21 protein-coding genes and 1 pseudogene are annotated in these 25,048 nt (G+C 67.3%); 17 read left to right on the forward strand and 5 right to left on the reverse strand.

Going from position 1 to position 25,048, the window contains the following annotated elements:
- Window positions 1-99: 99 nt before the first annotated feature.
- Window positions 100-399, forward strand: a complete 300-nt coding sequence (locus PHLH3_RS02530; protein WP_173174886.1) for a hypothetical protein — start codon at window positions 100-102, stop codon at window positions 397-399.
- 159 nt (window positions 400-558) lie between these two features.
- On the opposite strand, the gene PHLH3_RS02535 is transcribed toward PHLH3_RS02530, so the two are convergent.
- Window positions 559-864 (reverse strand): NIPSNAP family protein, encoded by a 306-nt coding sequence (locus PHLH3_RS02535; RefSeq protein ID WP_173174884.1) that lies wholly within the window; start codon window positions 862-864, stop codon window positions 559-561.
- Window positions 865-1,367: 503 nt separating this feature from the next.
- Between PHLH3_RS02535 and glyA the strand changes: the two genes are divergently transcribed.
- From glyA to fdhA, 7 genes are all read left to right on the forward strand, one after another.
- Window positions 1,368-2,621 (forward strand): serine hydroxymethyltransferase, encoded by a 1,254-nt coding sequence (gene glyA, locus PHLH3_RS02540; protein WP_213628067.1) that lies wholly within the window; start codon window positions 1,368-1,370, stop codon window positions 2,619-2,621.
- A gap of 15 nt (window positions 2,622-2,636) precedes the next feature.
- The gene (locus PHLH3_RS02545) at window positions 2,637-3,887 is read left to right on the forward strand and encodes a sarcosine oxidase subunit beta family protein (RefSeq protein ID WP_173177467.1); all 1,251 of its coding nucleotides are present in this window, start codon (window positions 2,637-2,639) and stop codon (window positions 3,885-3,887) included.
- Window positions 3,888-3,898: 11 nt separating this feature from the next.
- On the forward strand, window positions 3,899-4,225 hold the full coding sequence (locus tag PHLH3_RS02550) for a sarcosine oxidase subunit delta (protein WP_213628069.1): 327 nt from the start codon (window positions 3,899-3,901) through the stop codon (window positions 4,223-4,225).
- Window positions 4,222-7,242 carry a sarcosine oxidase subunit alpha gene (locus PHLH3_RS02555; protein ID WP_213628071.1) on the forward strand — a complete coding sequence of 1,007 codons (3,021 nt, stop codon included), beginning with the start codon at window positions 4,222-4,224 and terminating at the stop codon, window positions 7,240-7,242. Before PHLH3_RS02550 ends, PHLH3_RS02555 begins: the two co-directional genes overlap by 4 nt.
- A gap of 57 nt (window positions 7,243-7,299) precedes the next feature.
- Window positions 7,300-7,941 (forward strand): sarcosine oxidase subunit gamma family protein, encoded by a 642-nt coding sequence (gene soxG / locus PHLH3_RS02560; RefSeq protein WP_173177473.1) that lies wholly within the window; start codon window positions 7,300-7,302, stop codon window positions 7,939-7,941.
- Window positions 7,942-8,049: 108 nt separating this feature from the next.
- Entirely contained in the window at window positions 8,050-8,907 is an 858-nt protein-coding gene (gene purU, locus PHLH3_RS02565) for a formyltetrahydrofolate deformylase (protein WP_213628073.1), read from the forward strand.
- A 188-nt stretch (window positions 8,908-9,095) separates the two neighbouring features.
- Window positions 9,096-10,295 carry a formaldehyde dehydrogenase, glutathione-independent gene (gene fdhA / locus PHLH3_RS02570; RefSeq protein ID WP_173177477.1) on the forward strand — a complete coding sequence of 400 codons (1,200 nt, stop codon included), beginning with the start codon at window positions 9,096-9,098 and terminating at the stop codon, window positions 10,293-10,295.
- A 224-nt stretch (window positions 10,296-10,519) separates the two neighbouring features.
- Here fdhA and betT read toward each other — a convergent pair.
- A pseudogene (betT, locus tag PHLH3_RS02575) lies at window positions 10,520-12,477 on the reverse strand (choline transporter BetT).
- A gap of 304 nt (window positions 12,478-12,781) precedes the next feature.
- Window positions 12,782-13,675, reverse strand: coding sequence for an acyltransferase (locus PHLH3_RS02580; protein ID WP_173177479.1), 894 nt, complete (start codon window positions 13,673-13,675; stop codon window positions 12,782-12,784).
- 164 nt (window positions 13,676-13,839) lie between these two features.
- Between PHLH3_RS02580 and PHLH3_RS02585 the strand changes: the two genes are divergently transcribed.
- From PHLH3_RS02585 to creC, 4 genes are all read left to right on the forward strand, one after another.
- The gene (locus PHLH3_RS02585; protein WP_213628075.1) at window positions 13,840-15,096 is read left to right on the forward strand and encodes an HD-GYP domain-containing protein; all 1,257 of its coding nucleotides are present in this window, start codon (window positions 13,840-13,842) and stop codon (window positions 15,094-15,096) included.
- A 60-nt stretch (window positions 15,097-15,156) separates the two neighbouring features.
- Window positions 15,157-15,675 (forward strand): ATP-dependent zinc protease, encoded by a 519-nt coding sequence (locus PHLH3_RS02590; protein ID WP_213628076.1) that lies wholly within the window; start codon window positions 15,157-15,159, stop codon window positions 15,673-15,675.
- 92 nt (window positions 15,676-15,767) lie between these two features.
- Window positions 15,768-16,460: a two-component system response regulator CreB gene (gene creB / locus PHLH3_RS02595; protein WP_213628078.1), complete on the forward strand. Its 693-nt coding sequence runs from the start codon at window positions 15,768-15,770 to the stop codon at window positions 16,458-16,460.
- A 13-nt stretch (window positions 16,461-16,473) separates the two neighbouring features.
- Complete coding sequence (creC, locus tag PHLH3_RS02600) at window positions 16,474-17,898, forward strand: two-component system sensor histidine kinase CreC (protein WP_213628080.1); 1,425 nt, start codon at window positions 16,474-16,476, stop codon at window positions 17,896-17,898.
- Window positions 17,899-18,043: 145 nt separating this feature from the next.
- On the opposite strand, the gene PHLH3_RS02605 is transcribed toward creC, so the two are convergent.
- Window positions 18,044-18,766: a hypothetical protein gene (locus PHLH3_RS02605; RefSeq protein WP_213628082.1), complete on the reverse strand. Its 723-nt coding sequence runs from the start codon at window positions 18,764-18,766 to the stop codon at window positions 18,044-18,046.
- A gap of 143 nt (window positions 18,767-18,909) precedes the next feature.
- On the opposite strand from PHLH3_RS02605, the gene PHLH3_RS02610 reads away from it, so the two are divergent.
- The 5 genes from PHLH3_RS02610 to PHLH3_RS02630 all read left to right on the forward strand — a co-directional run bounded on the left by PHLH3_RS02610 (window position 18,910) and on the right by PHLH3_RS02630 (window position 23,863).
- Window positions 18,910-19,347, forward strand: coding sequence for a CBS domain-containing protein (locus PHLH3_RS02610; protein ID WP_021217056.1), 438 nt, complete (start codon window positions 18,910-18,912; stop codon window positions 19,345-19,347).
- A 350-nt stretch (window positions 19,348-19,697) separates the two neighbouring features.
- Entirely contained in the window at window positions 19,698-21,050 is a 1,353-nt protein-coding gene (creD, locus tag PHLH3_RS02615) for a cell envelope integrity protein CreD (protein ID WP_213628091.1), read from the forward strand.
- Between the two features lie 55 nt (window positions 21,051-21,105).
- Window positions 21,106-21,432 (forward strand): hypothetical protein, encoded by a 327-nt coding sequence (locus tag PHLH3_RS02620; protein ID WP_244862973.1) that lies wholly within the window; start codon window positions 21,106-21,108, stop codon window positions 21,430-21,432.
- A complete protein-coding gene (locus tag PHLH3_RS02625; protein WP_173177495.1) occupies window positions 21,422-21,589 on the forward strand; it encodes a hypothetical protein in 168 nt (55 codons plus the stop codon). The genes PHLH3_RS02620 and PHLH3_RS02625 overlap by 11 nt, the downstream gene beginning before the upstream one ends.
- A 198-nt stretch (window positions 21,590-21,787) precedes the next feature.
- Window positions 21,788-23,863, forward strand: a complete 2,076-nt coding sequence (locus PHLH3_RS02630; RefSeq protein WP_213630389.1) for a TonB-dependent siderophore receptor — start codon at window positions 21,788-21,790, stop codon at window positions 23,861-23,863.
- Between the two features lie 175 nt (window positions 23,864-24,038).
- Here PHLH3_RS02630 and PHLH3_RS02635 read toward each other — a convergent pair whose 3' ends face one another.
- Entirely contained in the window at window positions 24,039-24,989 is a 951-nt protein-coding gene (locus tag PHLH3_RS02635) for a lyase (protein WP_213628095.1), read from the reverse strand.
- Between the last annotated feature and the right edge of the window lie 59 nt (window positions 24,990-25,048).

Raw genomic sequence — 25,048 nt, forward strand, 5'->3', positions numbered from 1 at the left:
GACGGGGATGCCTGGAGGAACTCGCCGGGGTCTTTGCCGCTCACAACATAACCGTGCCTGCACGGGGACGGACCTTGCCATCAATGAGGAGTGTCACAGATGCGCTATTCCTACCTGATCGCCCTTGCCGCGCCCTGGCTCGTGAGCCTTTCCGCACAGGCGGCCGAATGGCCCGCAGGCGAGCGTGATCATTTCGTCAAGGAGTGCATGGCGGGGGCCCAGGCCCAAGTCGGCGCGGACAAGTTGCAGAAATATTGCGGCTGCGCGGCCGACCGGGTCAGCGCCGAATTCAGCCAGGCCGAACTGGACGAACTGAAGGCCCAGAAGACGCCGTTGCCCAAGGCCACCCACGAGCGGCTGCTGAGCGTCACCAACAAGTGCCTCACCCAGCTGAACTGACCCACCGGGCCGCCAGGCCCTGAGCAAAAAAGAGCCAGGCGGCGCCAGCCGGCGCCGTGCCTGGCCCTGCGCGTTCGTCGCACAGCTTATCCACAGGGTGGTCCACGGTCTTTGTGGGCGGTTTCCCCTTGGGCGTGGCCCGGGCTTCAGCCCGGGTTCTCAGCTGAATACCGGACGGAAGAAGCTGCGCTCGTAGCTGAGGATGCAGCGGGTTTCCTCGGCATAGCCGAAGGCCGCGATGCACTCGGCGTCCGCCATGGAGCGGGTACGGTAGTCCTCGTAGGCCGCCAGGCTGGGGAAGCTGAACATCGCCAGCGCGACATTGTTCGCGCCTTCGGAGGGCAGGAAGTAGCCGTGGTGGGTGCCGCCGAATTTCTCCACCAGGGGAATCCAGAGTTTTCCGTAGTGCTCGAATTCGGCCAGCTTGTACGGATCGATGATGTAGCGCAGGTAGCAGGTGATCATGGAGTCGCTCGTCCAGGCGCATGCGAAATGCTGCGGGGAGTCGAAACTATCCACTGCCACCCTCGCTGTCCAGGCGCGTCGCTGTGGGCATCTTCGCCTGCCGACGGCTGATCGGTTCACGTACAGCCGGGCGAGAGCCCCGGCTTGCCTGGCGTTGCGCCATCCACGCACAGCTTGTCCACAGATTGCTGCACAACTTCTGTGCGTAAGAATTTCGCTAACCCTCTGATATCGCACAATAAATGCGCAATGGGCCGCAGCCTGCGCGGGCCCTGGCCGGTAGCGCGGGGTCTACAGCTTATCCACAGCTTGCTCCACGGAAACTGTGGGTTACCGGGTCTGCCGCATGGATGTTCGATTGCGACCCTTTGCATGTCGCAAACGCATTCTCCCGTGGCGTCCGTAGGCATCTGGCAAGGCAGGGCGAGTCATACCATCGCTGCAAACGGGAAGCCCCCGTACCAAACGATAGGCGCCACCGCAGGCGCGTCAGGAGATCAGCGATGTTCAGCAAGCACGACCAGATCCAGGGCTACGACGACGAACTGTTCAGCGCCATGCAGGAAGAGGAGCGCCGCCAGGAAGACCACATCGAGCTGATCGCCTCCGAGAACTACACCAGCCAGCGGGTGATGCAGGCCCAGGGCAGCGGCCTGACCAACAAGTACGCCGAGGGCTACCCGGGCAAGCGCTACTACGGTGGCTGCGAGTACGTCGACAAGGTCGAGCAACTGGCCATCGACCGCGCCAAGGCCCTGTTCGGCGCCGACTACGCCAACGTCCAGCCGCACTCCGGCTCCTCCGCCAACGCCGCCGTCTACCTGGCGCTGATCAATGCCGGCGACACCATCCTCGGCATGAGCCTGGCCCACGGCGGCCACCTGACCCACGGTGCCAAGGTGTCGTCCTCCGGCAAGCTCTACAACGCGGTGCAGTACGGCATCGACACCAGCACCGGGCTGATCGACTACGACGAGGTCGAGCGCCTGGCCGTCGAGCACAAGCCGAAGATGATCGTCGCCGGCTTCTCCGCCTATTCGAAGACCCTCGACTTCCCGCGCTTCCGCGCCATCGCCGACAAGGTCGGGGCACTGCTGTTCGTCGACATGGCCCACGTCGCCGGCCTGGTCGCCGCTGGCCTGTACCCCAACCCGCTGCCCTACGCCGACGTGGTCACCACCACCACCCACAAGACCCTGCGCGGCCCGCGCGGCGGCCTGATCCTGGCGCGCAAGAACGAGGAGATCGAGAAGAAGCTCAACTCCGCCGTCTTTCCCGGTGCCCAGGGCGGCCCGCTGATGCACGTCATCGCCGGCAAGGCGGTGTGCTTCAAGGAGGCTTTGGAGCCCGGCTTCAAGACCTACCAGGCGCAGGTGATCAAGAACGCCCAGGCCATGGCCAAGGTATTCATCGAGCGCGGCTTCGACGTGGTCTCCGGCGGCACCGACAACCACCTGTTCCTGGTCAGCCTGATCAAGCAGGGCCTGACCGGCAAGGACGCCGACGCCGCCCTGGGCCGCGCCGGCATCACCGTGAACAAGAACGCCGTGCCCAACGACCCGCAATCGCCCTTCGTCACCTCCGGCGTGCGCATCGGCACCCCGGCCATCACCACCCGTGGCTTCAAGGAAGAGCAGAGCGTCGCGCTGGCCGGCTGGATCTGCGACATCCTCGACCACCTCGGCGACGCCGATGTCGAGGCCCAGGTCGCCAGGCAGGTGGCTGGCCTCTGCGCCGATTTCCCCGTGTACCGCTGATCCAGGAGCACGCGCATGCAACGTTATTCCGGCTTCGGCCTGTTCAAGCATTCCCTGAGCCACCACGAGAACTGGCAGCGCATGTGGCGCAACCCCACGCCCAAGCCGGTCTATGACGTGATCGTGGTCGGCGGCGGCGGCCATGGCCTGGCCACGGCCTACTACCTGGCCAAGGAATTCGGCGTGAAGAACGTCGCAGTGGTCGAGAAGGGCTGGCTGGGCGGCGGCAACACCGCGCGCAACACCACCATCGTCCGCTCCAACTACCTGTGGGACGAGTCGGCGCACCTCTACGAGCATGCGATGAAGCTCTGGGAGAACCTCTCCCAGGACCTCAACTACAACGTCATGTATTCCGCCCGTGGCGTCTACAACCTCTGCCACACCCTGCAGGACCTGCGCGACTCCGAGCGCCGCGTGAGCGCCAACCGCCTCAACGGCATCGATGGCGAGCTGCTGGACGCCAGGCAGGTGGCCGAGGAGATCCCCTACCTCGACTGCAGCAAGAACACCCGCTACCCGGTCCTGGGCTCCACCGTGCAGCGCCGTGGCGGCGTGGCCCGCCATGACGCCGTGGCCTGGGGCTATGCCCGCGCCGCCGACGCCCTGGGCGTCGACCTGCTGCAGAACACCGAAGTGATCGGCTTCCGCAAGCAGGACGGCGTGGTGATCGGCGTCGAGACCAACCGCGGCTTCATCGGCGCCAAGCGCGTCGGCGTGGTCACCGCCGGCAACTCCGGGCACATGGCCAAGCTCGCCGGCTTCCGCCTGCCGCTGGAATCCCATCCGCTGCAGGCGCTGGTGTCCGAGCCGATCAAGCCGGTCATCCACAGCGTGATCATGTCCAACGCCGTGCATGGCTACATCAGCCAGTCCGACAAGGGCGACCTGGTCATCGGTGCCGGCATCGACGGCTACAACGGCTACGGCCAGCGCGGCTCCTACCCGACCATCGAGCACACCTTGCAGGCCATCGTCGAGATGTTCCCGGTGCTCTCGCGCGTGCGCATGAACCGCCAGTGGGGCGGCATCGTCGACACCACCCCCGACGCCTGCCCGATCATCGCCAAGACGCCGGTGAAGAACCTGTTCTTCAACTGCGGCTGGGGCACTGGCGGCTTCAAGGCCACCCCCGGTTCCGGCCACGTGTTCGCGGCGAGCCTGGCCAAGGGCGAGATGCACCCGCTGGCCAAGCCCTTCTCCATCGAACGTTTCCACAACGGCGCACTGATCGACGAGCACGGCGCCGCTGCCGTGGCTCACTAAGGAGACCCGCCATGCTGCACATCTTCTGCCCCCACTGTGGCGAGCTGCGCTCCGAAGAGGAATTCCACGCCAAGGGCCAGGCGCACATCCCGCGCCCGCTGGACCCCAACGCCTGCACCGACGAGCAGTGGGGCGACTACATCTTCTTCCGCGACAACCCGCGCGGCATCCACCACGAGCTGTGGGTGCACGCGGCCGGCTGCCGCAAGTACTTCAACGTCACCCGCCACACCGTGACCTACGAAATCCTCGAGACCTACAAGGTCGGTGAGCGCCCTGCCATCACCGAAGCCGGGCCCCAGGAGAAGAAAGCCGTGGACCAAGGAGTAACGGCATGAGCCAGCCCAACCGTCTTTCCAAGGGTGGCCGCATCGACCGCAGCCAGCCCCTGACCTTCACCTTCAACGGGCAGAGCTACCAGGGCTACGCCGGCGACAGCCTGGCCGCCGCGCTGCTGGCCAATGGCGTCGACATCGTCGGCCGCAGCTTCAAGTACTCCCGTCCGCGCGGCATCGTCGCCGCCGGTGCCGAAGAGCCCAACGCCATCCTGCAGATCGGCTCCACGCCCGCCACCCAGGTGCCCAACGTGCGCGCCACCCAGCAGGCGCTCTACGCCGGGCTGGTGGCCGGCAGCACCAACGGCTGGCCGAGCGTCAACACCGACCTGATGGGCATCCTCGGCAAGGTCGGCGGGCAGATGATGCCGCCCGGGTTCTACTACAAGACCTTCATGTACCCGCAGAACCTCTGGCTGACCTACGAGAAGTACATCCGCAAGGCCGCCGGCCTCGGTCGCGCGCCGACCGAGAACGACCCCGACATCTACGACCACATGAACCGCCACTGCGACGTGCTGGTGGTGGGTGCCGGCCCCGCCGGCCTGGCCGCCGCCCTGGCCGCTGGCCGCAGTGGTGCACGGGTGATCCTCGCCGACGAACAGGAAGAGTTCGGCGGCAGCCTGCTCGACACCCGCGAGACCCTCGACGGCAAGCCCGCCGCCGAATGGGTGGCGCAGGCCATCGCCGAACTCGAGACGCTGCCGGAAGTGACCCTGCTGCCGCGCGCCACGGTCAACGGCTACCACGACCACAACTTCCTCACCATCCACCAGCGCCTCACCGATCACCTCGGCGAGACCGCGCCCATGGGCCAGGCCCGCCATCGCGTGCACCGCGTCCGTGCCAAGCGCGTGGTGCTGGCCGCCGGTGCCCACGAGCGCCCGCTGGTGTATTCGAACAACGACGTGCCGGGCAACATGCTCGCCGGCGCCGTCTCCACCTACGTGCGCCGCTACGGCGTGGCGCCGGGCAAGGAGCTGGTGCTGTCCACCAACAACGACTACGCCTACCGCCTGGTGCTGGACTGGCTCGACGCCGGGCAGAAAGTGGTCGCCGTGGCCGATGCCCGCAGCAACCCCCGTGGCGCCTGGGTCGAAGAGGCCCGCGCCCGTGGCGTGCGCATCCTCACCGGCAGCGCCGTGATCGAGGCCCGTGGCAGCAAGCGCGTGACCGGTGCACGCATCTGCGCCATCGACGTCAAGGCGCACAAGGTCACCAGCCCCGGCGAGGTGGTCGACTGCGACCTGATCGCCAGCTCCGGCGGCTACAGCCCCGTGGTGCACCTGGCCTCCCACCTGGGCGGCAAGCCGACCTGGCGCGAGGACATCCTGGCCTTCGTGCCTGGCGAGGGCGGCTTCCAGAAGCGCATCTGCGCCGGTGCCGTGAACGGCGTGTTCGCCCTGGGCGACACCCTGGCCGACGGCTTCGAGGCGGGCGCCAAGGCGGCCGCCGAGGCCGGCTTCAAGGAAGTCACCGGCACCCTGCCGAAGGCCGAGAAGCGCCACGAGGAGGCCACCCTGGCGCTGTTCCAGGTGCCCCACGACAAGTCCACCGCGCGTGCGCCGAAGCAGTTCGTCGACCTGCAGAACGACGTCACTTCCGCCGGCATCGAGCTGGCGACCCGCGAGGGCTTCGAGTCGGTCGAGCACGTCAAGCGCTACACCGCGCTGGGCTTCGGCACCGACCAGGGCAAGCTGGGCAACATCAACGGCCTGGCCATCGCCGCCCGTTCGCTGGGCATCAGCATCCCGGAAATGGGCACCACCATGTTCCGCCCGAACTACACCCCCGTGGCCTTCGGCGCCGTCGCCGGCCGCCACTGCGGGCACCTGTTCGAGCCCAAGCGCTACACCGCCATGCAGCGCTGGCACCTGGCCAATGGCGCCGAGTTCGAGGACGTCGGCCAGTGGAAGCGCCCCTGGTACTTCCCCAGGAATGGCGAGGACCTGCACGCCGCCGTGGCCCGCGAGTGCAAGGCCGTGCGCGAGAGCGTGGGCATCCTCGACGCGTCCACCCTGGGCAAGATCGACATCCAGGGCCCGGACGCCCGCGAGTTCCTCAACCGCGTCTACACCAACGCCTGGACCAAGCTGGACGTGGGCAAGGCCCGCTACGGCCTGATGTGCAAGGAAGACGGCATGGTGATGGACGACGGCGTGACCGCCTGCCTCGCCGACAACCACTTCCTGATGACCACCACCACCGGCGGTGCCGCTCGCATCTTCGAATGGCTGGAGATCTACCACCAGACCGAATGGCCGGAGCTCAAGGTGTACTTCACCTCGGTCACCGACCACTGGGCCACCATGACCCTGTCCGGCCCCAACAGCCGCAAGCTGCTGGCCGAGGTCACCGACATCGACCTGGACAAGGACGCCTTCCCCTTCATGAGCTGGAAGGAAGGCCTGGTCGGCGGCGTGCCGGCGCGGGTGTTCCGCATCTCCTTCACCGGCGAGCTGTCCTACGAGGTCAACGTCCAGGCCGACTACGCGGCCGGCGTCTGGGAAAAACTCATCGAGGCCGGCAAGAAGTACAACCTCACCCCCTACGGCACCGAGACCATGCACGTGCTGCGGGCCGAGAAGGGTTTCATCATCGTCGGCCAGGACACCGATGGCTCCGTCACGCCGGATGACCTCGACATGGGCTGGGCGGTCGGGCGCAACAAGAGCTTCTCCTGGATCGGCTGGCGCGGCATGAACCGCGAGGACTGCCTGCGCGAAGACCGCAAGCAGCTGGTGGGCCTCAAGCCCCTGGACCCGAACAAGGTGCTGCCGGAAGGCTCGCAGCTGGTGTTCGACCCGAAGCAGTCGATCCCCATGACCATGGTCGGCCACGTCACCTCCAGCTACATGAGCGCGGCGATGGGGTATTCCTTCGCCCTCGCGGTGGTGCGGGGCGGCCTCAAACGCATGGGCCAGAAGGTCTTCGCCCCGCTGGCGGACGGCAGCGTGATCGAGGCGGAGATCGTCAGCTCGGTGTTCTACGACCCGAAAGGGGAGCGCCAGAATGTGTAAGCAGCAGGCCGAGACCATGGAATTCGACGGTGCCGGCGTGCACCAGGCAGGTGAGAAATGAGCGCAGTGAACGTGTACAAGCAGCGTCCGGACGAACTGGCCGGCGAGTCGCCGCTGTTCCATGCCGGGCTCGACGAGCTGGCCGGCAAGGGCGCCCTGGGCAAGCCCGGCGGTGCCGGCGTCACCCTGCGCGAGAAGAAGCTGCTCGGGCACCTGGTGCTGCGTGGCGATGCCCGTGACCCGGCCTTCGCCGGTGGCGTGCACAAGGCCCTGGGCCTGGAGCTGCCCGTGGCGCTGACCCTGGTGGCCAGCGGCGAGACGTCCCTGCAATGGCTGTCGCCGGACGAGTGGCTGCTGATCCTCCCCCGTGGCGAGGAGTTCGCCGCCGAGCAGCGCCTGCGTGAAGCCCTGGCGGGGCTGCACCACGCGGTGATCAACGTCAGCGGCGGGCAGACCGTGCTCGAGCTGAGCGGACCCAAGGTGCGCGAGGTGCTGATGAAGTCCACGCCCTACGACGTGCACCCGAGCAACTTCCCGGTGGGCAAGGCGGTGGGCACCACCTTCGCCAAGTCGCAACTGGTGATCCGCCACACCGGCGAGGAAACCTGGGAACTGCTGATCCGCCGCAGCTTCTCGGACTACTTCTGGCTCTGGCTGCAGGACGCCAGCGCCGAGTACGGGCTGGCGATCAAGGCCTGAAGGCAGGGTGGACGAGGCCGTTCTCGTCCACCGCAGGACAGCGAAGGTGGATGGGTGAAGCGTCATCCACCCTACGCCCCGGATAGCGTGGATTACCGAGGTCCCGACATGAGCCGCACCCCCGATACCTGGATTCTCACCGCCCACTGCCCCAGCGTGCTGGGCACCGTGGACGCGGTGACGCGCTTCCTCTACGAGCAGCGTTGCTACGTCACCGAGCACCATTCCTTCGATGACCGTCTCTCCGCGCGCTTCTTCATCCGCATCGAGTTCCGCCAGCCCGACGGCTTCGAGGAGCAGGGCTTCCGCGCCGCCCTGGCCGAGCGCGTGGCGCCCTTCGACATGCAGGTCGAGCTGACCCCGCCGAGCTACCGCGCCAAGGTGGTGCTGATGGTCAGCAAGGCCGACCACTGCCTGAACGACCTGCTCTACCGCCAGCGCATCGGCCAGCTGGCCATGGACGTGGTGGCGGTGGTGTCCAACCACCCCGACCTGGAGCCTCTGGCGCGCTGGCACGACATCCCCTACCACCATTTCCCCCTCGACCCCAACGACAAGCCCGCCCAGGAGCGGCGCGTCCTGCAGGTGATCGAGGAAACCGGCGCCGAACTGGTGGTGCTCGCCCGCTACATGCAGGTGCTGTCCCCCGAGCTGTGCCGCCGCCTGGACGGCTGGGCGATCAACATCCACCACTCGCTGCTGCCCGGCTTCAAGGGCGCCAAGCCCTACCACCAGGCGTACCAAAAGGGCGTGAAACTGGTGGGGGCCACGGCCCACTACATCAACAACGACCTCGACGAGGGCCCGATCATCGCCCAGGGCGTGGAGCCGGTGGACCACGCCCACTACCCCGAGGACCTGATCGCCAAGGGCCGCGACATCGAGTGCCTGACCCTGGCCAAGGCCGTGGGCCTGCACATCGAGCGCCGGGTGTTCCTCAACGCCAACCGCACCGTGGTGCTCTGAACCAACAGACGTCGCCCGGGCTCCAGCCCGGGCGCGTGCCCGACCCCGGACTCGAGTCCGGGCTACAGCTTGCGGAAACCGCCCTGCCAAGGTTCATCGGCGGCTCCGGCAACAGACACAAGCTCCAGTACAAGGCCGCGTGGCCCAGGCCGCGCCTTTGTATCCACAACAACAAAGGAGATTCATGCATGTCTGGTAATCGTGGTGTCGTCTATCTCGGCGCAGGCAAGGTCGAGGTACAGAAGATCGACTATCCCAAGATGCAGGACCCGCGCGGTCGCAAGATCGAGCACGGGGTCATCCTGCGCGTGGTATCCACCAATATCTGCGGCTCGGACCAGCACATGGTGCGCGGCCGTACCACCGCCCAGGTCGGCCTGGTGCTCGGCCACGAGATCACCGGCGAGGTGATCGAGAAGGGCAGCGATGTCGAGAATCTGAAGATCGGCGACCTGGTCTCCGTGCCCTTCAACGTCGCCTGCGGCCGCTGCCGTTCCTGCAAGGAGATGCACACCGGCGTCTGCCTCACCGTCAACCCGGCCCGCGCCGGTGGCGCCTACGGCTACGTCGACATGGGCGACTGGACCGGTGGCCAGGCCGAGTACGTGCTGGTGCCCTATGCCGACTTCAACCTGCTGAAGCTGCCGGACCGCGATAAGGCCATGGAGAAGATCCGCGACCTGACCTGCCTCTCCGACATCCTGCCCACCGGCTACCACGGCGCGGTCACCGCCGGCGTCGGCCCGGGCTCCACCGTCTACGTCGCCGGTGCCGGCCCGGTCGGCCTCGCCGCTGCCGCGTCCGCGCGCCTGCTGGGGGCTGCGGTGGTCATAGTCGGTGACGTCAACCCGGTACGCCTGGCCCATGCCAAGGCCCAGGGCTTCGAGATCGCCGACCTGTCCAAGGACACCCCGCTGCACGAGCAGATCGCCGCCCTGCTGGGCGAGCCGGAAGTGGATTGCGCGGTGGACGCCGTGGGCTTCGAAGCACGAGGCCATGGCCATGCCGGCGCCCAGCACGAAGCGCCGGCCACGGTGCTCAACTCGCTGATGGGGGTGGTGCGCGTCGCCGGCAAGATCGGCATCCCTGGCCTCTACGTCACCGAGGACCCGGGCGCGGTGGATGCTGCCGCCAAGCTGGGCAGCCTGAGCATCCGCTTCGGCCTCGGCTGGGCCAAGTCGCACAGCTTCCACACCGGCCAGACCCCGGTGATGAAGTACAACCGCCAACTCATGCAGGCGATCATGTGGGACCGCATCAACATCGCCGAAGTGGTCGGCGTGCAGGTGATCAGCCTGGACGACGCGCCCCGTGGCTACGGCGAGTTCGACGCCGGCGTGCCGAAGAAATTCGTCATCGACCCGCACAAGCTGTTCAGCGCCGCCTGACCCACCCGCCAACCCCCGGTACCGCGCCTGCTACGTTGCGGTACCTGTTTTCGAGGAGCCCTTGGGCTCCTCTTTTTTATGGGGGAAGGCGGGGGGCACCTGGCCTCGCACCCGAAGGCCGGACGCAGGATGGGTAGAGCGAAGCGAAACCCATCACCTCGGAGCGATGGGTTTCGCGGGGCTCTACCCATCCTACGGACTGCTCCGTAGCCCGGGCTTCCTAGCTAGCGCACCAGGTGCAGGAACTGCAGGTGACGTTCGTACTGGTCGAGCATGTCGTTGATGATCTGTTCGCGGCTGTAGCCCACCAGGTCATAGTCCTGGCTGCCTTCGGCCAGGTGCACCTCGGCGCGGTAGTAGCGGCGGTTGCGCAGGTTGCGCGCGTCCAGCCCGGCGACGGCGAAGGAGGGCGTGAAGTAGCCACGCATCACCACCCGGTAGAGGAAGGGCGTTTCCTCGCCGTGGCCGACTTCCAGGCTGAGGCTGGCGTTGGCCGGGTCCAGCTCGGTCTCCACCCGCAGCGACTTCTCGCGGAACTGCTCGGCGACCGCCTCCATGGCCGGGCGCACCTGCTGCTCCATGAAGCGGTACACCTCGTCCCGCGAGGGGAAGTGCACGGCCTGGCTGAGACGCTGGCGCCACCCGCCCTTGCGCGGTCGCTGGTCCAGCGGCGCCAGGGAGTGCAGGCGCGCACGCTGGCGCTGGGACTCCAGGTAGAAGGCCTTGTGCAGGCCCCACATCATCAGCAGGAGGATCAGCGAGAAGGGCAGGGAGGTCAGCACCACCGCCGACTTCAGGGCGTCGATGCTGCCGGCGAACAACAGCCCGCTGGTGATCAGGGCGGTCATCGCGCCCCAGAACACCCGCAGCCACTTGGGCCCGTCCTCGCCTTCCTCGCCCCGCGCGCGGAGAGGGTCGAGAGCACCACGGTGCCGGAATCGGCGGAGGTGACGAAGAACACGAAGCTGACGAACACCGTCACGGCGATCACCGTGCGGCTCCACGGGTAGGTTTCCAGCAGCTTGTAGATCACCATCGACGGGTCTTCGATGGCGCCGACGGCGAGCTCGGTCATGCCGTGGCCGAGCACCAGTTCCAGGGCGCTGTTGCCGAAGATCGACATCCACGCCAGGGTGAAGCCGAGGGGGATGAACAGCACGCCGAAGACGAACTCGCGGATGGTGCGCCCGCGCGAGATGCGCGCGATGAACAGCCCCACGAAGGGGGCCCAGGCGATCCACCAGGCCCAGTAGAACACCGTCCAGTCTCCCAGCCAGCCGGAGGGGCTGTTCCAGGCATAGAGGTCGAAGCTCTTGGCCGGCACGGCGCTGAGGTAGTCGCCGACGTTCTGCACCAGCATGTTCAGCAGGTGCTGGGTGGGCCCGGCGAAGAGCACGAACAGCAGCAGCGAGCAGGCCAGCAGCATGTTGACGTCGGACATCACCCGCACGCCCTTCTCCACGCCGCTCACCGCCACCAGCACCGCCGCGCCCATCATCAGGGCGATCAGCAGCACCTGGATCCACTGGTTGTGAGGGATGCCGAACAGGTAGTCGAGGCCGGCGTTCAGGTGCAGCACGCCGAAGCCCATGTCCGCGCCCAGGCCGAACACCGTGGCGATGATGCCGAAGGCGTCCACCGTGTAGCCGATGGGGCCGTTGATGCGCTTGCCGATCAGCGGGTAGAGCGCCGAGCGCAGCGCCAGCGGCAGGTTGTGGCGGTAGGCGAAATAGGCCAGGGCCATCGCCACCAGGGCGAACACGCCCCAGCCGTGCAGGCCCCAGTGCAGGAACAGCAACTGCATCGCCTGGCGCGCGGCCTCGGGCCCGCCGGCCTCGCCCTGCGGCGGTTGCAGCAGGTGGGTCAGCGGCTCGGAGACGCAGAAGAAGAACAGGGTGATGCTGATGCCGGCGGCGAACAGCATGCCGGCCCAGGACAGGTAGCTGAATTCCGGCTCGTCGTGGTCAGCGCCGAGCTTGATCTTGCCGTAGCCGGACAGCGCGGTGACGACCACGAACACCAGGTACAGGGTCATGGCCAGCAGGTAGTACCAGCCCACGCTGTTGGCGGCCCAGGCCTGGGCCTGCAGCAACCAGGCGCCGGCCTGCTCGGTGAAGATCGCGACCACCAGGCCGAAGATCAGGACGAAGCCCGCCGATCCCAGCAGGACGGGCGTGTTCATGCGCAGCGGCAGGCTGCCGGGGGGATTGGGCACGCTCATGGTTGGGCGGCCCCGTGGCGGAAGGGGGAGGGGGTCGGCAAGAAATGCTCCTTTGACGCAGGTTCAGGCACGCGCCTGATGAGAAACGGAAGAGGGCGTCGAGGTTCCTTTTAAATTGATCGAGCGTTCAATATAAACACGGTCGGCCCCTTCGCGGCCAATCCCATGGCCGTCTCGCGCGCGGCTGCGCCGCCCCCTGAGCCAGTGCTCAAGGGGGCTGTGCCGTTTCGTCGGAAAATGCCGAGGGAGGGCGGCGGTGGCCGGTTCAGCCCTGCAGTTCACCGCGCAGCTGTTCGATGCGCGCGTCCTTCTCGGCCCAGAGGCGGGTCACCCAGTCCTGGATGTGCTGGCGAAATTGCGGGTCGTTCTCGTAGTCGCCCTGCCACAGCGAGGGATCGATGTCGCGGGTCTGGATGTCGACGATGACCCGGGGCACCTGGCCGGACACCAGGGCCCAGAAGCCGGGCACCTCCTTGCCGGGGTAGATCAGGGTGACGTCGAGCATGGCATCGAGCTGCTCGCCCAGGGCGGCGAGCACGAAGGCGACGCCGCCGGCCTTGGGCTTGAGCAGGTGGCGATAGGGCGAGGATTGCTGGGCCTGCTTGGCCGGGGTGAAGCGCGTGCCCTCGAGGTAGTTCACCACGGTCACCGGCAGGCGCTTGAACTTCTCGCAGGCGGCCTTGGTGATCTCCAGGTCCTTGCCCTTCATCTCCGGATGCTTGTCGAGGAAGGCCTTGGAGTAGCGCTTCATGAAGGGGTAGTCCAGCGCCCAGAAGGCGAGGCCGATGAAGGGCACCCAGATCAGCTCCTTCTTGAGGAAGAACTTGAAGTAGGGCGTCTTGCGGTTGAAGGCCTGCACCAGCGCGGGGATGTCCACCCAGGACTGGTGGTTGGAGACCACCAGGTAGGAGGTGTCGCCGCGCAGGCCGTCGCCGCCACGGATGTCCCAGGCGGTGGGGGTGAGCAGGGCGAAGATGCGCTTGTCGTTCTCGGCCCAGGTCTCGGCGATCCACATCACCGCGCGGGAACAGGCGTCCTTGAGCGCCTGGCCCGGCAGCACGAGCTTCAGCAGGGCGATCAGCAGCATGGGGCCGATCAGCACCAGGGTGTTGATCAGGATGAGCAGGATGGTGGTGATACCGGTCAGCAGCGCCCGCATAGGTCCTCGGCTCCTTGGCCTGTGGGTGGCGTTGCCATGATACGCAGCGGGCTTCGCTTGCCAAGACGTGACGGGGTGCGAAAGTCCCGTTCGGGTGGCTGTCCTGGCAGCTGGCCATCAGGCATGATGGGGCCGCATTCGCGTATTTCCATCGAGTGGTCATCGTGCTCAAGAAGATCGCTGTGTCCGACCTGCGCCTGGGCATGTACGTCCAGGAATTATGCGGTTCATGGATGGACCACCCCTTCTGGAAGAGCAGCTTCCTGCTGAAATCCGAAAAGGACCTCGCCCGCATCCTCGACAGCGCCGTCACCGAGGTGTGGATAGACACGTCCAGGGGCCTGGACAGCGACGCGGGCTCCGCCAATGGCGGGAGCACCGCCGAACAGGTGCAGCAGGAAGCCCAGGCGCGCCTGCTGGAGGCCGCCAAGGCGCCACCTGTGGTGGTGAGCCCGGCGACCATGGAAGAGGAGCTGTCCCGCGCGGTGCAGCTCTGCGCCCGCTCCCGCGAGGCGGTGATGGAGATGTTCAAGGACGCCCGCCTCGGCCACGCCATCGAACTGGGCCACGCCGCCGAACTGGTGGAGTCCATCACCACCTCGGTGCTGCGTCACCCCAACGCGTTGATCAGCCTGGCGCGGCTGAAGCGCTCCGACGAATACACCTACATGCACTCGGTCGCCGTCTGCGCGTTGATGATCGCCCTGGCGCGCCAGCTGCAGCTCAGCGAAGCCCTGGTACGCGAGGCGGGCCTGGCCGGCCTGCTCCACGACATCGGCAAGATGGCCGTGCCGCTGGACCTGCTGAACAAACCCGGCGCCCTCACCGACGCCGAGTTCGCCACGGTGCGCTACCACCCCGAAGCCGGCGCGCGCATGCTCATCGACAGCCGCCAGGTCAGTGCGCTGGTTCTGGATGTCTGCCTGCACCACCACGAGAAGTTCGACGGCAGCGGCTACCCCCATCGCCTGGGCGGCGAGCAGATCAGCCTGCTGGCGCGCATGGGGGCGGTGTGCGACGTGTACGACGCCATCACCTCCGACCGCCCCTACAAGAAGGGTTGGGCCCCGGCCGAGGCCTTGCACAAGATGGCCGAGTGGACCAAGGGGCACTTCGACCCCCAGGTGTTCCAGGCATTCGTCAAGACCGTCGGCATCTACCCCACAGGCTCCCTGGTGCGCCTGGAGAGCGGCCGCCTCGGCGTGGTGATCGACCAGAACGCCCGCTCACTGTTGCTGCCCCGGGTCAAGGTGTTCTTCTCCGCGCGCTCCAAGGTGCCGATCCCCCAGGAGATCATCGACCTTTCGGCCCTCGACGGCCGCGACCGTATCATCGGCCGCGAAGCCCCGGAAGACTGGGGCTTCCGCAATCTCGACGCCCTCTGGGGCGGCGAGCGCCTGCCGCCCGCCAAGGCGAAGTGACGCGAACGAATGGGCGGCCATCCAGTCCTACTCCCTGCACCCTGATTCGAGGACAACCCGTTGAAACGCTTCCTAGCCCTGCTGACCCTGGTCGCCCTGCCGGCCTTCGCCGCCGAGGACCCCGAGCTCTATGGCCGCTACGAATACATCCGCCTGCCGGAGATCGGCCAGACCCTCAAGGCCAAGATGGACACCGGTGCCCTGACCGCCTCGCTGTCGGCCAAGGACATCGAGCGCTTCGAGCGCGACGGCGAGGACTGGGTGCGCTTCCGCCTGGCCACCAAGGACGCCGACGACACCCTCTACGAGCACCGCCTGGCGCGCATCAGCAAGATCAAGACGCGCGCCGAGGAAGCCGGCGACGAAGAGGACGACGAAGGCGAGAAGGCCGACCCGACCAAGCGCCCGGTGATCGAGATGGAGATGTGCCTGGGCGACACCAAGCGCACCGTCGAGGTCAACCTCACCGACCGCAGCAGCTTCAACTACCCGCTGCTGATCGGCGCCAAGGCCCTGCGCGAGTTCCGCGCCGCGATCTACCCGGGGCGCAAGTTCACCGCCGGCAAGCCCCAGTGCTGAGCCGCGCCGGCTGAGGTGACGGCCTCGGCGGGATTGACGCCGCCCGAGGCCTGCGGCACCGTGCCGGCTATTTCCCCGCCTGCACGGACGCCATGCCCAACATCCTGATTGTCGAAGACGAAGCGGCCATCGCCGATACCCTGGTCTATGCCCTGCAGGCCGACGGTTTCGGCGTCACCTGGTCGAGCCTGGCCGGCGAGGCCCTGGAGCTGCTGGCGCGCGAGCCCTTCGACCTGGTCATCCTCGATGTCGGCCTGCCCGACATCAGCGGCTTCGAAGCCTGCAAGCGCCTGCGGCGTTTCTCCGAGGTGCCGGTGATCTTCCTCACCGCCCGCGACGCCGAGATCGACCGCGTGGTCGGCCTGGAGATCGGCGCCGACGACTACGTGGTCAAGCCCTTCAGCCCGCGTGAGGTGGCCGCCCGGGTGCGCGCCATCCTCAAGCGCACCGCCCCGCGCGAGGCCGCGCCCGGCCCGGTCGCGGCGGCTGCCGAAGGCCCCTTCGTGGTCGACGTCGAGCGCTTCCGCATCCACTACCTGGGCCAGCTCCTGAGCCTTACCCGCCACGAGTTCCGCCTGCTGCAGACGCTCCTGGCGCAGCCCGAGCGGGTGTTCAGCCGCGAGCAGCTGCTGGATTCGGTGGGCGTGGCCAGCGATGCCGGCTACGAGCGCAGCATCGACAGCCACATCAAGAGCCTGCGCGCCAAACTGCGCCAGGTGAACGCCGAGGCCGAGCCGATCCAGACCCATCGCGGCCTCGGCTACAGCTACGACCCCAGCGCCTGACCGGAGCCCCGCCATGCCGCTCGGCGTCCGCATCTTCCTGGTGTACTTCCTCTTCGTCGGCCTGGCCGGCTACTTCGTGCTGAGCACGGTGATGGACGAGATCCGCCCCGGCGTGCGCCAGTCCACCGAAGAGACCCTGGTGGACACCGCCAACCTGCTGGCCGAGATCCTCCGCGACCCGGTGCGCGACGGCACCCTGGGCCAGAGCAACCTGCCCGAGCTGCTCAAGGCCTATGGCAAGCGCCAGCCCGGCGCCGAGATCTGGGGCGTGCGCAAGACCGAGGTGAACCACCGCATCTACGTCACCGACGCCAAAGGCCGCGTGCTGCTGGATTCCAGCGGCCTGGCCGTGGGCCAGGACTATTCCGGCTGGAACGACGTGCTGCTGACCCTGCGGGGCCAGTACGGCGCCCGCTCCACGCGCGAGGACCCGAGCGACCCGGACTCCTCGGTGATGTACGTGGCGGCGCCGATCCGCGACAACGGCCAGATCATAGGCGTGGTCTCGGTGGCCAAGCCCAACCGCTCGCTGCAGCCCTACATCTACCGCTCGCAGATGCGCCTGGCCTGGCTCGGTGCCGGGCTCATCGTCCTCGGCCTGCTGATCGGCGGGCTGCTGTCCTGGTGGCTCAGCGGCTCCCTGCGCCGCCTCACCCGCTACGCCCAGGCCGTCAGCGAGGGCCAGCGCGCCGAGCTGCCCACCCTGCGCGGCGGCGAGCTGGCACAACTGGCCCGGGCCGTCGAACGCATGCGCACCGAGCTGGAGGGCAAGGCCTATGTCGAGCGCTACGTGCACACCCTGACCCACGAGCTGAAGAGCCCCCTGGCGGCCATCCGCGGCGCGGCGGAACTGCTGGAGGGCGAGATGCCCCCGGCGCAGCGCCAGCGCTTCGTGGCCAATATCAGCGGCGAGAGCGCGCGCCTGCAGCAACTGATCGAACGCCTGCTGTACCTGGCCCAGGTCGAGCAGCGCCAGGGCCTGGAGGAGCGCGTGCCGGTGCCGCTGGCGCCCCTGGTGGAAGACCTGCTGCAGGCCCAGGCGGCACGCATCGAGGCCGCCGGGCTGCGCATCGAGAATGCGGTGAACATCGGTCTTGAGGCATCGGGCGAACGCTTCCTGCTGCGCCAGGCGCTGGCCAACCTGCTGGACAACGCCCTGGACTTCACCCCGGCGGGCGGCCTGATCCGCATCGCCGCGAGCCGCGACGGCCATGAGCTGGACCTGCGCCTGTACAACCAGGGGGAGGCCATTCCCGACTATGCCCTGCCGCGCCTCACCGAGCGCTTCTATTCCCTGCCGCGTCCCGGCAGCGGTCGCAAGAGCACCGGCCTGGGGCTCAACTTCGTCCAGGAAGTGGCGCAGCTGCACGGCGGCAGCCTGCAGGTCTGCAACCTCGACGGCGGCGTGGAAGTGCGGCTGCGCCTGCCGGCGGCCTGACTTCGCTCAGGCACCCTTGTGGTGCACCCGTTTCGGCACGGTGTGCGGCGGGATGCGGGGTGGATGGCGTTCCTCCATCCACCGGCGGAGCCCTCCAGGCGCTTCGCCGGGGCGACTCCGCGTGATCCACCTCAGTGCGGAGGAATCACTCCGCCGTGGCCGGTGCGCTCTTGGCGTACTTCGCGGTCACACCCTTCCAGAACGCCGGGAAGCCTTCGCTGAAGCGGGCGAACGCGGCCTTCTCGGCGCGGCTCTTCGACTCGGTCACCGCGTCTTCGGTGGACCAGGTGCTGGAGCGCTGTTCTTCCTGGGCGGTGGCCTCGGTGGAGCCGTAGATGTAGCCGCTGCGCACATCCACCAGGATGCCGGCGACGGTGGCGGTGACATGCGCCTGGTGGTTGGGCAGGAAGCCCAGCGAAACGGCGGTCAGCGGACCCAGCGGGGTGCTGTCGACATAGAAGGTGGTGTCCACGGTGTAGACCAGCAGCAGGTCCGAACGCATGCGCGCGGCGGGCAGGCGCAGGTCCTTCAGGCTCTTCATGTCGCTGGGAACCAGCAGGCGGCTCAGGGGCGCGGTCTGGCTGATCAGCGGCTGTTCGGCGATGCGCGCCAGATCGGCGTCGGACTCGATGTCGCGGGTTTGCACCACCTCGAACCCGTCCCGATAGGTACTCGTGACACGGACGATGCTCAACTGCGCCGGGAAGGGGCTGGCAGGTTTCTTGCTGAACAGCTCTTCGATATCGGCGTCGTCGATGCCGGCCAGGGGAACGCCATGGCTGGGCGTGACATAGCTCTTGCTGGAGCAACCGCCGAGCATGAGCAGCGAGAGGGCGGTGAGGGCAAAGAGGGTCTTGCGGGGGAGCATGGGAACGTCCTTTTCCAAAGGGCCGGGAGGCCCGACTGGCGGCGATTCTGCCGCTTCTTGCGGGTGCCCACAATTGACTATTCTCAAATCGTCGCCGTGCATGGAACGCGGTGCACATAACAACGAGAAACCGGGAGCAGCCAATGAAGAGCGTCGCCGAAATACTGCGGGGCAAGCCCCATACGACCATCTACCGGGTCGACCCCACCACCACCGTGCTGGAGGCGGCCGAGCTGATGGCCGAGAAAGGCATCGGCGCGGTGCTGGTGATGGAGCGTGACGAGCTGGTGGGGATCGTCACCGAGCGCGACTACGTGCGCCGCGTGGCCGCCAAGGACCGTTCCTCCTACGGCACCGAAGTGCAGGAGATCATGACCTCCAACCTCTTCGTGGTCGGCCCGAAGGACAGCAACCAGTTCTGCATGCAGCTGATGACCGAGAAGAACCTGCGCCACCTGCCTGTGCTGGACGACGGCAAGGTGATCGGGCTGCTGTCCATCCGCGACCTGGTACGCGACATCACCGCCGAGCAGGAAAGCCTGATCCACCACCTGGAGGACTACATCCGCGGGTCGTGCTGATCGGTTGATGTGGGCGCCGGCCCCTTGTGGGAGCGAATTCATTCGCGAATGTGGGCCGTAGGGTGGATGACGCTTCACCCATCCACCGGGCGGTGTTCCGTCTAGCGCATTACGCATTATCGGGCACCTCGTAGGGTGGGCCGGGCGGCGTTCTGCGAATGAAGCGAAACCCATGGGGCAACGCCCGACTCCGCTGATGGGTTTCGCTTCGCTCTACCCATCCTGCGATCCCCGCATGAGCGATCCCCCCTCTCCACCCAATCCCCACACAAACTCCACATTCTCCCCATAACCCCGCCTCGGGCATTCCCCAGACTTTCCCCATCGAGAACACATGAGGAGAGTCCGAGATGACCCGTACCCTGGGTTTCAAGCTGGGTGCCATCGCCCTGCTGATCCTGTTGCTGCTGATTCCGCTGCTGATGATCGACGGCCTGATCGACGAGCGTCAGCAGGCGCGCAACGGCGTGCTGGAGAACATCGCCCAGAGCTCCAGCTACAGCCAGCAGGTGACGGGGCCGATCCTGGTGGTGCCTTACCGCCGCGTGATCCGTGAGTGGAAGACCAACGAGAAGACCGGCCAGCGTTACCTCGACGAGAAAGAGGAACGCAGTCGCCTGTTCTTCCTGCCGGAGCGCCTGCGCCTGGCTGGCGAGGTGGACACCGAGCTGCGTGCCCGGGGCATCTACCAGGCGCGGTTGTACAAGAGCGATAGCCGCATCACCGGGCAGTTCCTGCTGCCGGCCAACTACGGCATCGGGGAAGGGCTGGCCGACTACCGCTTCGAGGCGCCCTTCCTGGCGGTGGGCATCAGCGACATCCGTGGCATCAGCAATGCGCTGAAGCTGGAGCTCAACGGCCGCAGCTTCGACTTCCAGCCCGGCAGCGGCGACCCGGTCCTGCCCGGCGGCGTGCATGTGCCGCTGCCGAACCTGCAGGCGGGCGAAGTGCAGAACCTCGACTTCGGCTTCGACCTCAAGCTGCAGGGCACCGAGTCGCTGAGCATCACCCCGGTGGGGCGCGACAGCCAGGTGGAGCTGAAGTCCGGCTGGCCGCATCCGAGCTTCGTCGGCGAGTTCCTGCCCGCCGAGCGCGAGGTGCGTGACGACGGCTTCAGCGCCCGCTGGCAAACCAGCTTCTTCGCCACCGACATGGAAGCGGCCCTGGCCAACTGTGCCTACGCCGAGCGGTGCGAGGCCTTCAACAGCAAGGTGTTCGGCGTCAGCTTCGTCGACCCCGTGGACCAGTACCTGAAGACCGACCGCGCCATCAAGTACGCCCTGCTGTTCATTTGCCTGACCTTCGCCGGCTTCTTCCTCGTGGAAGTACTCAAGCGCCTGGCGGTGCACCCGGTGCAGTACGCCCTGGTGGGCCTGGCCCTGGCGTTCTTCTACCTGCTGCTGCTGTCGCTGTCCGAGCACCTGGAGTTCGCCCTGGCCTACTCGCTTTCCGCAGCGGCCTGCGTGCTGCTGGTGGGCTTCTACGTCAGCCACGTGCTGCACAGCTGGGCGCGTGGCGCAGGCTTCACCGCCGGGCTGGCGGCGCTCTACGGGATGCTCTACGGCCTGCTCAGCGCCGAGGACTACGCGCTGCTGATGGGCTCGCTGCTGGTGTTCGGCCTGCTGGCCTGCGTGATGGTGCTGACCCGCAAGCTCGACTGGTACGGCGTCGGTGCCGTCAAACCCGCCCAGGTCCAGGGCTGATAACCCCGGGCGCGGCCACCGCCGCGCCCTTCAGGAGGAAGAAACGATGCGTGCAATGGTGCAATTCACAGCCTGCTTCGCCCTTGGCCTGGTGGTCTCGGTACTGATACTCGGCGGCCTGATGTTCGCCGGCAATTTCGGCTTCATCGACCTCTGGCTGATCACCGGCAAGCCGGTGGCCAACCTGGCGCTGATGGTGCTGCCCGAGTCCTTCTGGCATGCGCTGACCGGCGTCATCGACCCGCGCAACAACCCCTCGGTGAACTCCTTCCTGCAGCTGTGCGTGGCGCTCTCCCAGGGCGCCCTGTTGCTGGCGGCCGGGTTCTTCCGCCTGTGGTACCGGCGCCGTGACGAAGAGGAGGACAGCCGTGATGCGCGGTGAACTGCATGAAGAGCGTGCCGCCAGCCGACGCCTGGCGGCCCGGATCGCCGAACTGTTTCCCGGCTACCGGGCGGAAAGGCAGGGCGTGGTGATCGGTTTCGAGCCCTGGCCGGGCCGCCAGGAGCCCACCGGGCAAGCGCGGCGCCAGGCCCGATGAAGGACGCATGCCAGGGACGGCGCGGCCTGGAGCGGTGCGAGGGAACAGGAGGAGGAGAGAGGACGAGGGAATGTCAGCGTCTTGTAAATATTTAGATGCAAATGACTATAAAGATCAAATGAAAATAAATATCATCCGCAATCGATTCTTTTACTCTCCACCAGGATGCGGACCTGCCCCATGTCGACCCCTGCCAAACTGCCTGCCCTTTCACCCCTGGCCCTGAGCCTGGCCTCCCTGCTGCTGTCGCCGCTGGCCATGGCCGCCACCGAGCTGCCCGCCATCGAAGTCGACGGCAAGCGCAGCCAGGACTCGAGGGTGAAAGAGGTCTCCACCGCCACGCGCACCGCCACCCCGGTGCGCTACGTGCCCCAGGCGATCGACACGGTGCGCACCGAGGATGTGCTCAGCTACGGCACCCGCAACATCGCCCAGGCCCTCGCCGGCCTGCCCAACGTCAGCGACGCCAGTGACACCCGATTCGACGGCCTGCGCATCCGCGGCTTCGACGCCAGCAACGACTTCTACCTCGACGGCATCCGCGACGACAGCCAGTACACCCGCGACCTGCACAACATCGAGCGCATCGAGGTGCTCAAGGGCCCCGCGGCGGTGCTCTACGGCCGTGGCAGCCAGGGTGGCCTGGTCAACCGCATCAGCAAGCAGCCCCAGGCCGGGCTGGCCTCCACCCTGGAAGCGCAGCTGGGCAGCCAGGACTTCCGCAGCCTCTATGCCGACCTCAGCACCGACCCCAGCGAGAACATCTCCCTGCGCCTGAACATGGGCGAGCAGGACGCCAACAGCTTCCGCAAGGGCGTCGACTCCAGCCGCCAGCTGTTCGCGCCATCCATGAGCTGGCAGCTCAGCCCCGACCTCAACTGGCTGGTGCAATACGAATACAGCCGCCACCGCCGCACCCCGGATCGCGGCATCCCCGGGCTCAATGGGCACCCGGCGGACGTCGGCCGCGACGCCGTCTACAGCGACCTGCAGCGCGACTACATCGACGACAAGGCACAGTCCCTGCGCTCGCGCCTGACCTACGACATCAACGCCGACTGGCAACTGCGCCAGACCCTGGGCGTGTTCAAGCTCGACAGCGACTTCGACAACACCTACGTCACCAGCGTCAACGCCGCCGCCCGTACCGTGGGCCGCGCCCGCTGGCAGCAGGACCTGACCACCCGCAACATCTTCAGCAACCTGGAGCTGGAGGGGCTGTTCCACACTGCGGGCCTCGAGCACCGCCTGCTCACCGGCCTGGAGCTGGGCAACCAGCACCGCGACCCGAAGCTCTACACCAACGCCACCGGCGCCGCGAACGCCGCGCCCTCGCTGGACATCTTCAACCCCGACACCACCCGCCAGCAGACCGGGCGCATGGTCGCCAGCAGCGACGCCCAGCACCGCATCGACAGCCGCGCCCTGTACATCCAGGACCAGGTGACCCTGAACGAGCAGTGGCAGGTGCTGTTCGGCCTGCGCTACGACCACTTCGACGTGGACTCGCAGAACCGCCTCACCCGCCGCAGCGAGCAGCAGGTGGACGACAGCTTCAGCCCGCGCGTCGGCGTGGTCTGGACGCCCCTGCTCGACCACTCCTTCTACGCCTCCTACAGCAAGACCTACTCCCCGGTCGGCGGCGGCCTGATCGGCGTCACCGCCGGCGCGACCACCAACACCAACGACACCGGCCCTGAACACACCCGCCAGTACGAAGTGGGCGTGAAGAGCGACTGGCTGGAAGACAGCCTCAGCACCACCCTGGCCGTCTACGAGATCGAGCTGTACAACCGCCGCACCTCCGACCCGCTGAACCCGGGCAACTTCATCCTCTCCGGCCTGCAGCGCTCACGCGGCATCGAGCTGACCGCCAGCGGCCGCCTCTACAGCCACTGGTACCTGCGCGGCGGCATCGGCCTGCAGGACGCGGAGATCGTCAAGGACAACAACGGCCTGGAAGGCAAGCGCATCGGCGATGTGGCCGAACGCAACGGCAGCCTGTTCCTCAGCTGGAAGCCGGAGCAGGGCCTGTATGGCGAAACCGGCCTGACCCTGGTCGGCGACCGCTATGCCGACAACGCCAACACCGTCGCGCTACCGGGCTACGGCCGCTGGGACGCCATGCTCGGCTACCGCCTGGAGCAGTGGGACCTCAAGGCCGCGCTGACCAACATCGCCGACAAGACCTACTACGCCACCGCCACCAGCGCCGTGCAGATCATGCCCGGCGACCCGCGCACCCTGATGACCAGCGCGAGCTACCGGTTCTAATCGGGAAGACCCGTAGGATGGCGTAGAGCGAAGCGAAACCCATCGATGCCCGGCACGGAGATGCCTGTGGTGCTAGGACCCCAGCATGTGTTTCGCGGTGCTCTACCCATCCTACGGCGGCACTGCGTGCCGCTTGGCGAATGAATTCGCCCCTACAGGTTGGTTCGTGGGCTGCTCAATCCCTGATCATCACCAGCCGGTCGAGGCCCGATTCCGCGCCCCAGACTTCGCCGATGCGCCCGGAGAGCTGCAGCACCCGGGCGTTGGCCTGGTCGCTGGGGAAGGCCGTGAAGCGCTGGCTGAAGGGGTTGAAGCGGAGGATGGCATTGCTGGCGAAGTCGCTGATCCAGATGCGGTCCTGCTCGTCGACGAACATGGCGTGGGCATCGGCCTTGTCGCCGGGCAGGGCCCAGCTGTTCCAGGCATTGGCCAGGGGGTCGTAGCGGCTGAGCTTGCCACTGCCGCTTTCGCTGACCCAGAGGGTGCCCTTCGAATCGCTCCAGATGCGTTGCGGGCCCTGCTGCGCCTCGGGCGAGGCGATCACCTCGGCGTGCCCGGAGGCGGCGTCGATGCGGGCGATGTGCTTGCCGTCGAGGCTGGCGTACCAGATCTCGCCATTGGGCGTGGTGGTGATGCCGTAGGGCCCGGCGCCACCGGGGGCGGGCCAGACCTTGATGTCGCCGTTCTTCGGGTCCAGGCGTCCGTAGAAGCCGTTCTGCCCGGTGAACCAGAGCATCCCGGCCCGATCGAAGGTGGCGCTGTTGAGGCCGGCGTTGGCGGCGTTGCCCGGCAGCGGGTAGTGCTTGGTGGCGAGACGGTCCGGGTCGACCTTCACCAGGGCATTGAGCCCGGCGTCGGTGACCCAGGCCGCGCCGTCCTGGCCGACCACCACGCCGCGCGGGCTGGAGCCGGCGCCGAGGGCGACCTGCAGGCTCTGCCCGGTCATGGGATCGAGCAGCCCGAGCAGGCCGAGCTTCTGCGCGGTGTACCAGACACGGCCATCGGTGGCCGGCGCCACGTCGCGCGGGCCGCTGCCCGGCGGCAGGGGGAAGTACTTCACCTCGGCGGCGAGCGCTGTCGTGCTGAGCAGGGCGGCGAACAGGGCCGCTACGGCGATGCGGAGCATGGTGACCTCCAGATCTGGGACACAGACGTATGGACGCCGTCACGCTCCAAGGGTTCGCC

Origin of the sequence: Pseudomonas sp. Pc102, from assembly GCF_018408275.1 — a bacterium.
In the GTDB taxonomy this organism is placed as follows: domain Bacteria; phylum Pseudomonadota; class Gammaproteobacteria; order Pseudomonadales; family Pseudomonadaceae; genus Metapseudomonas; species Metapseudomonas tohonis.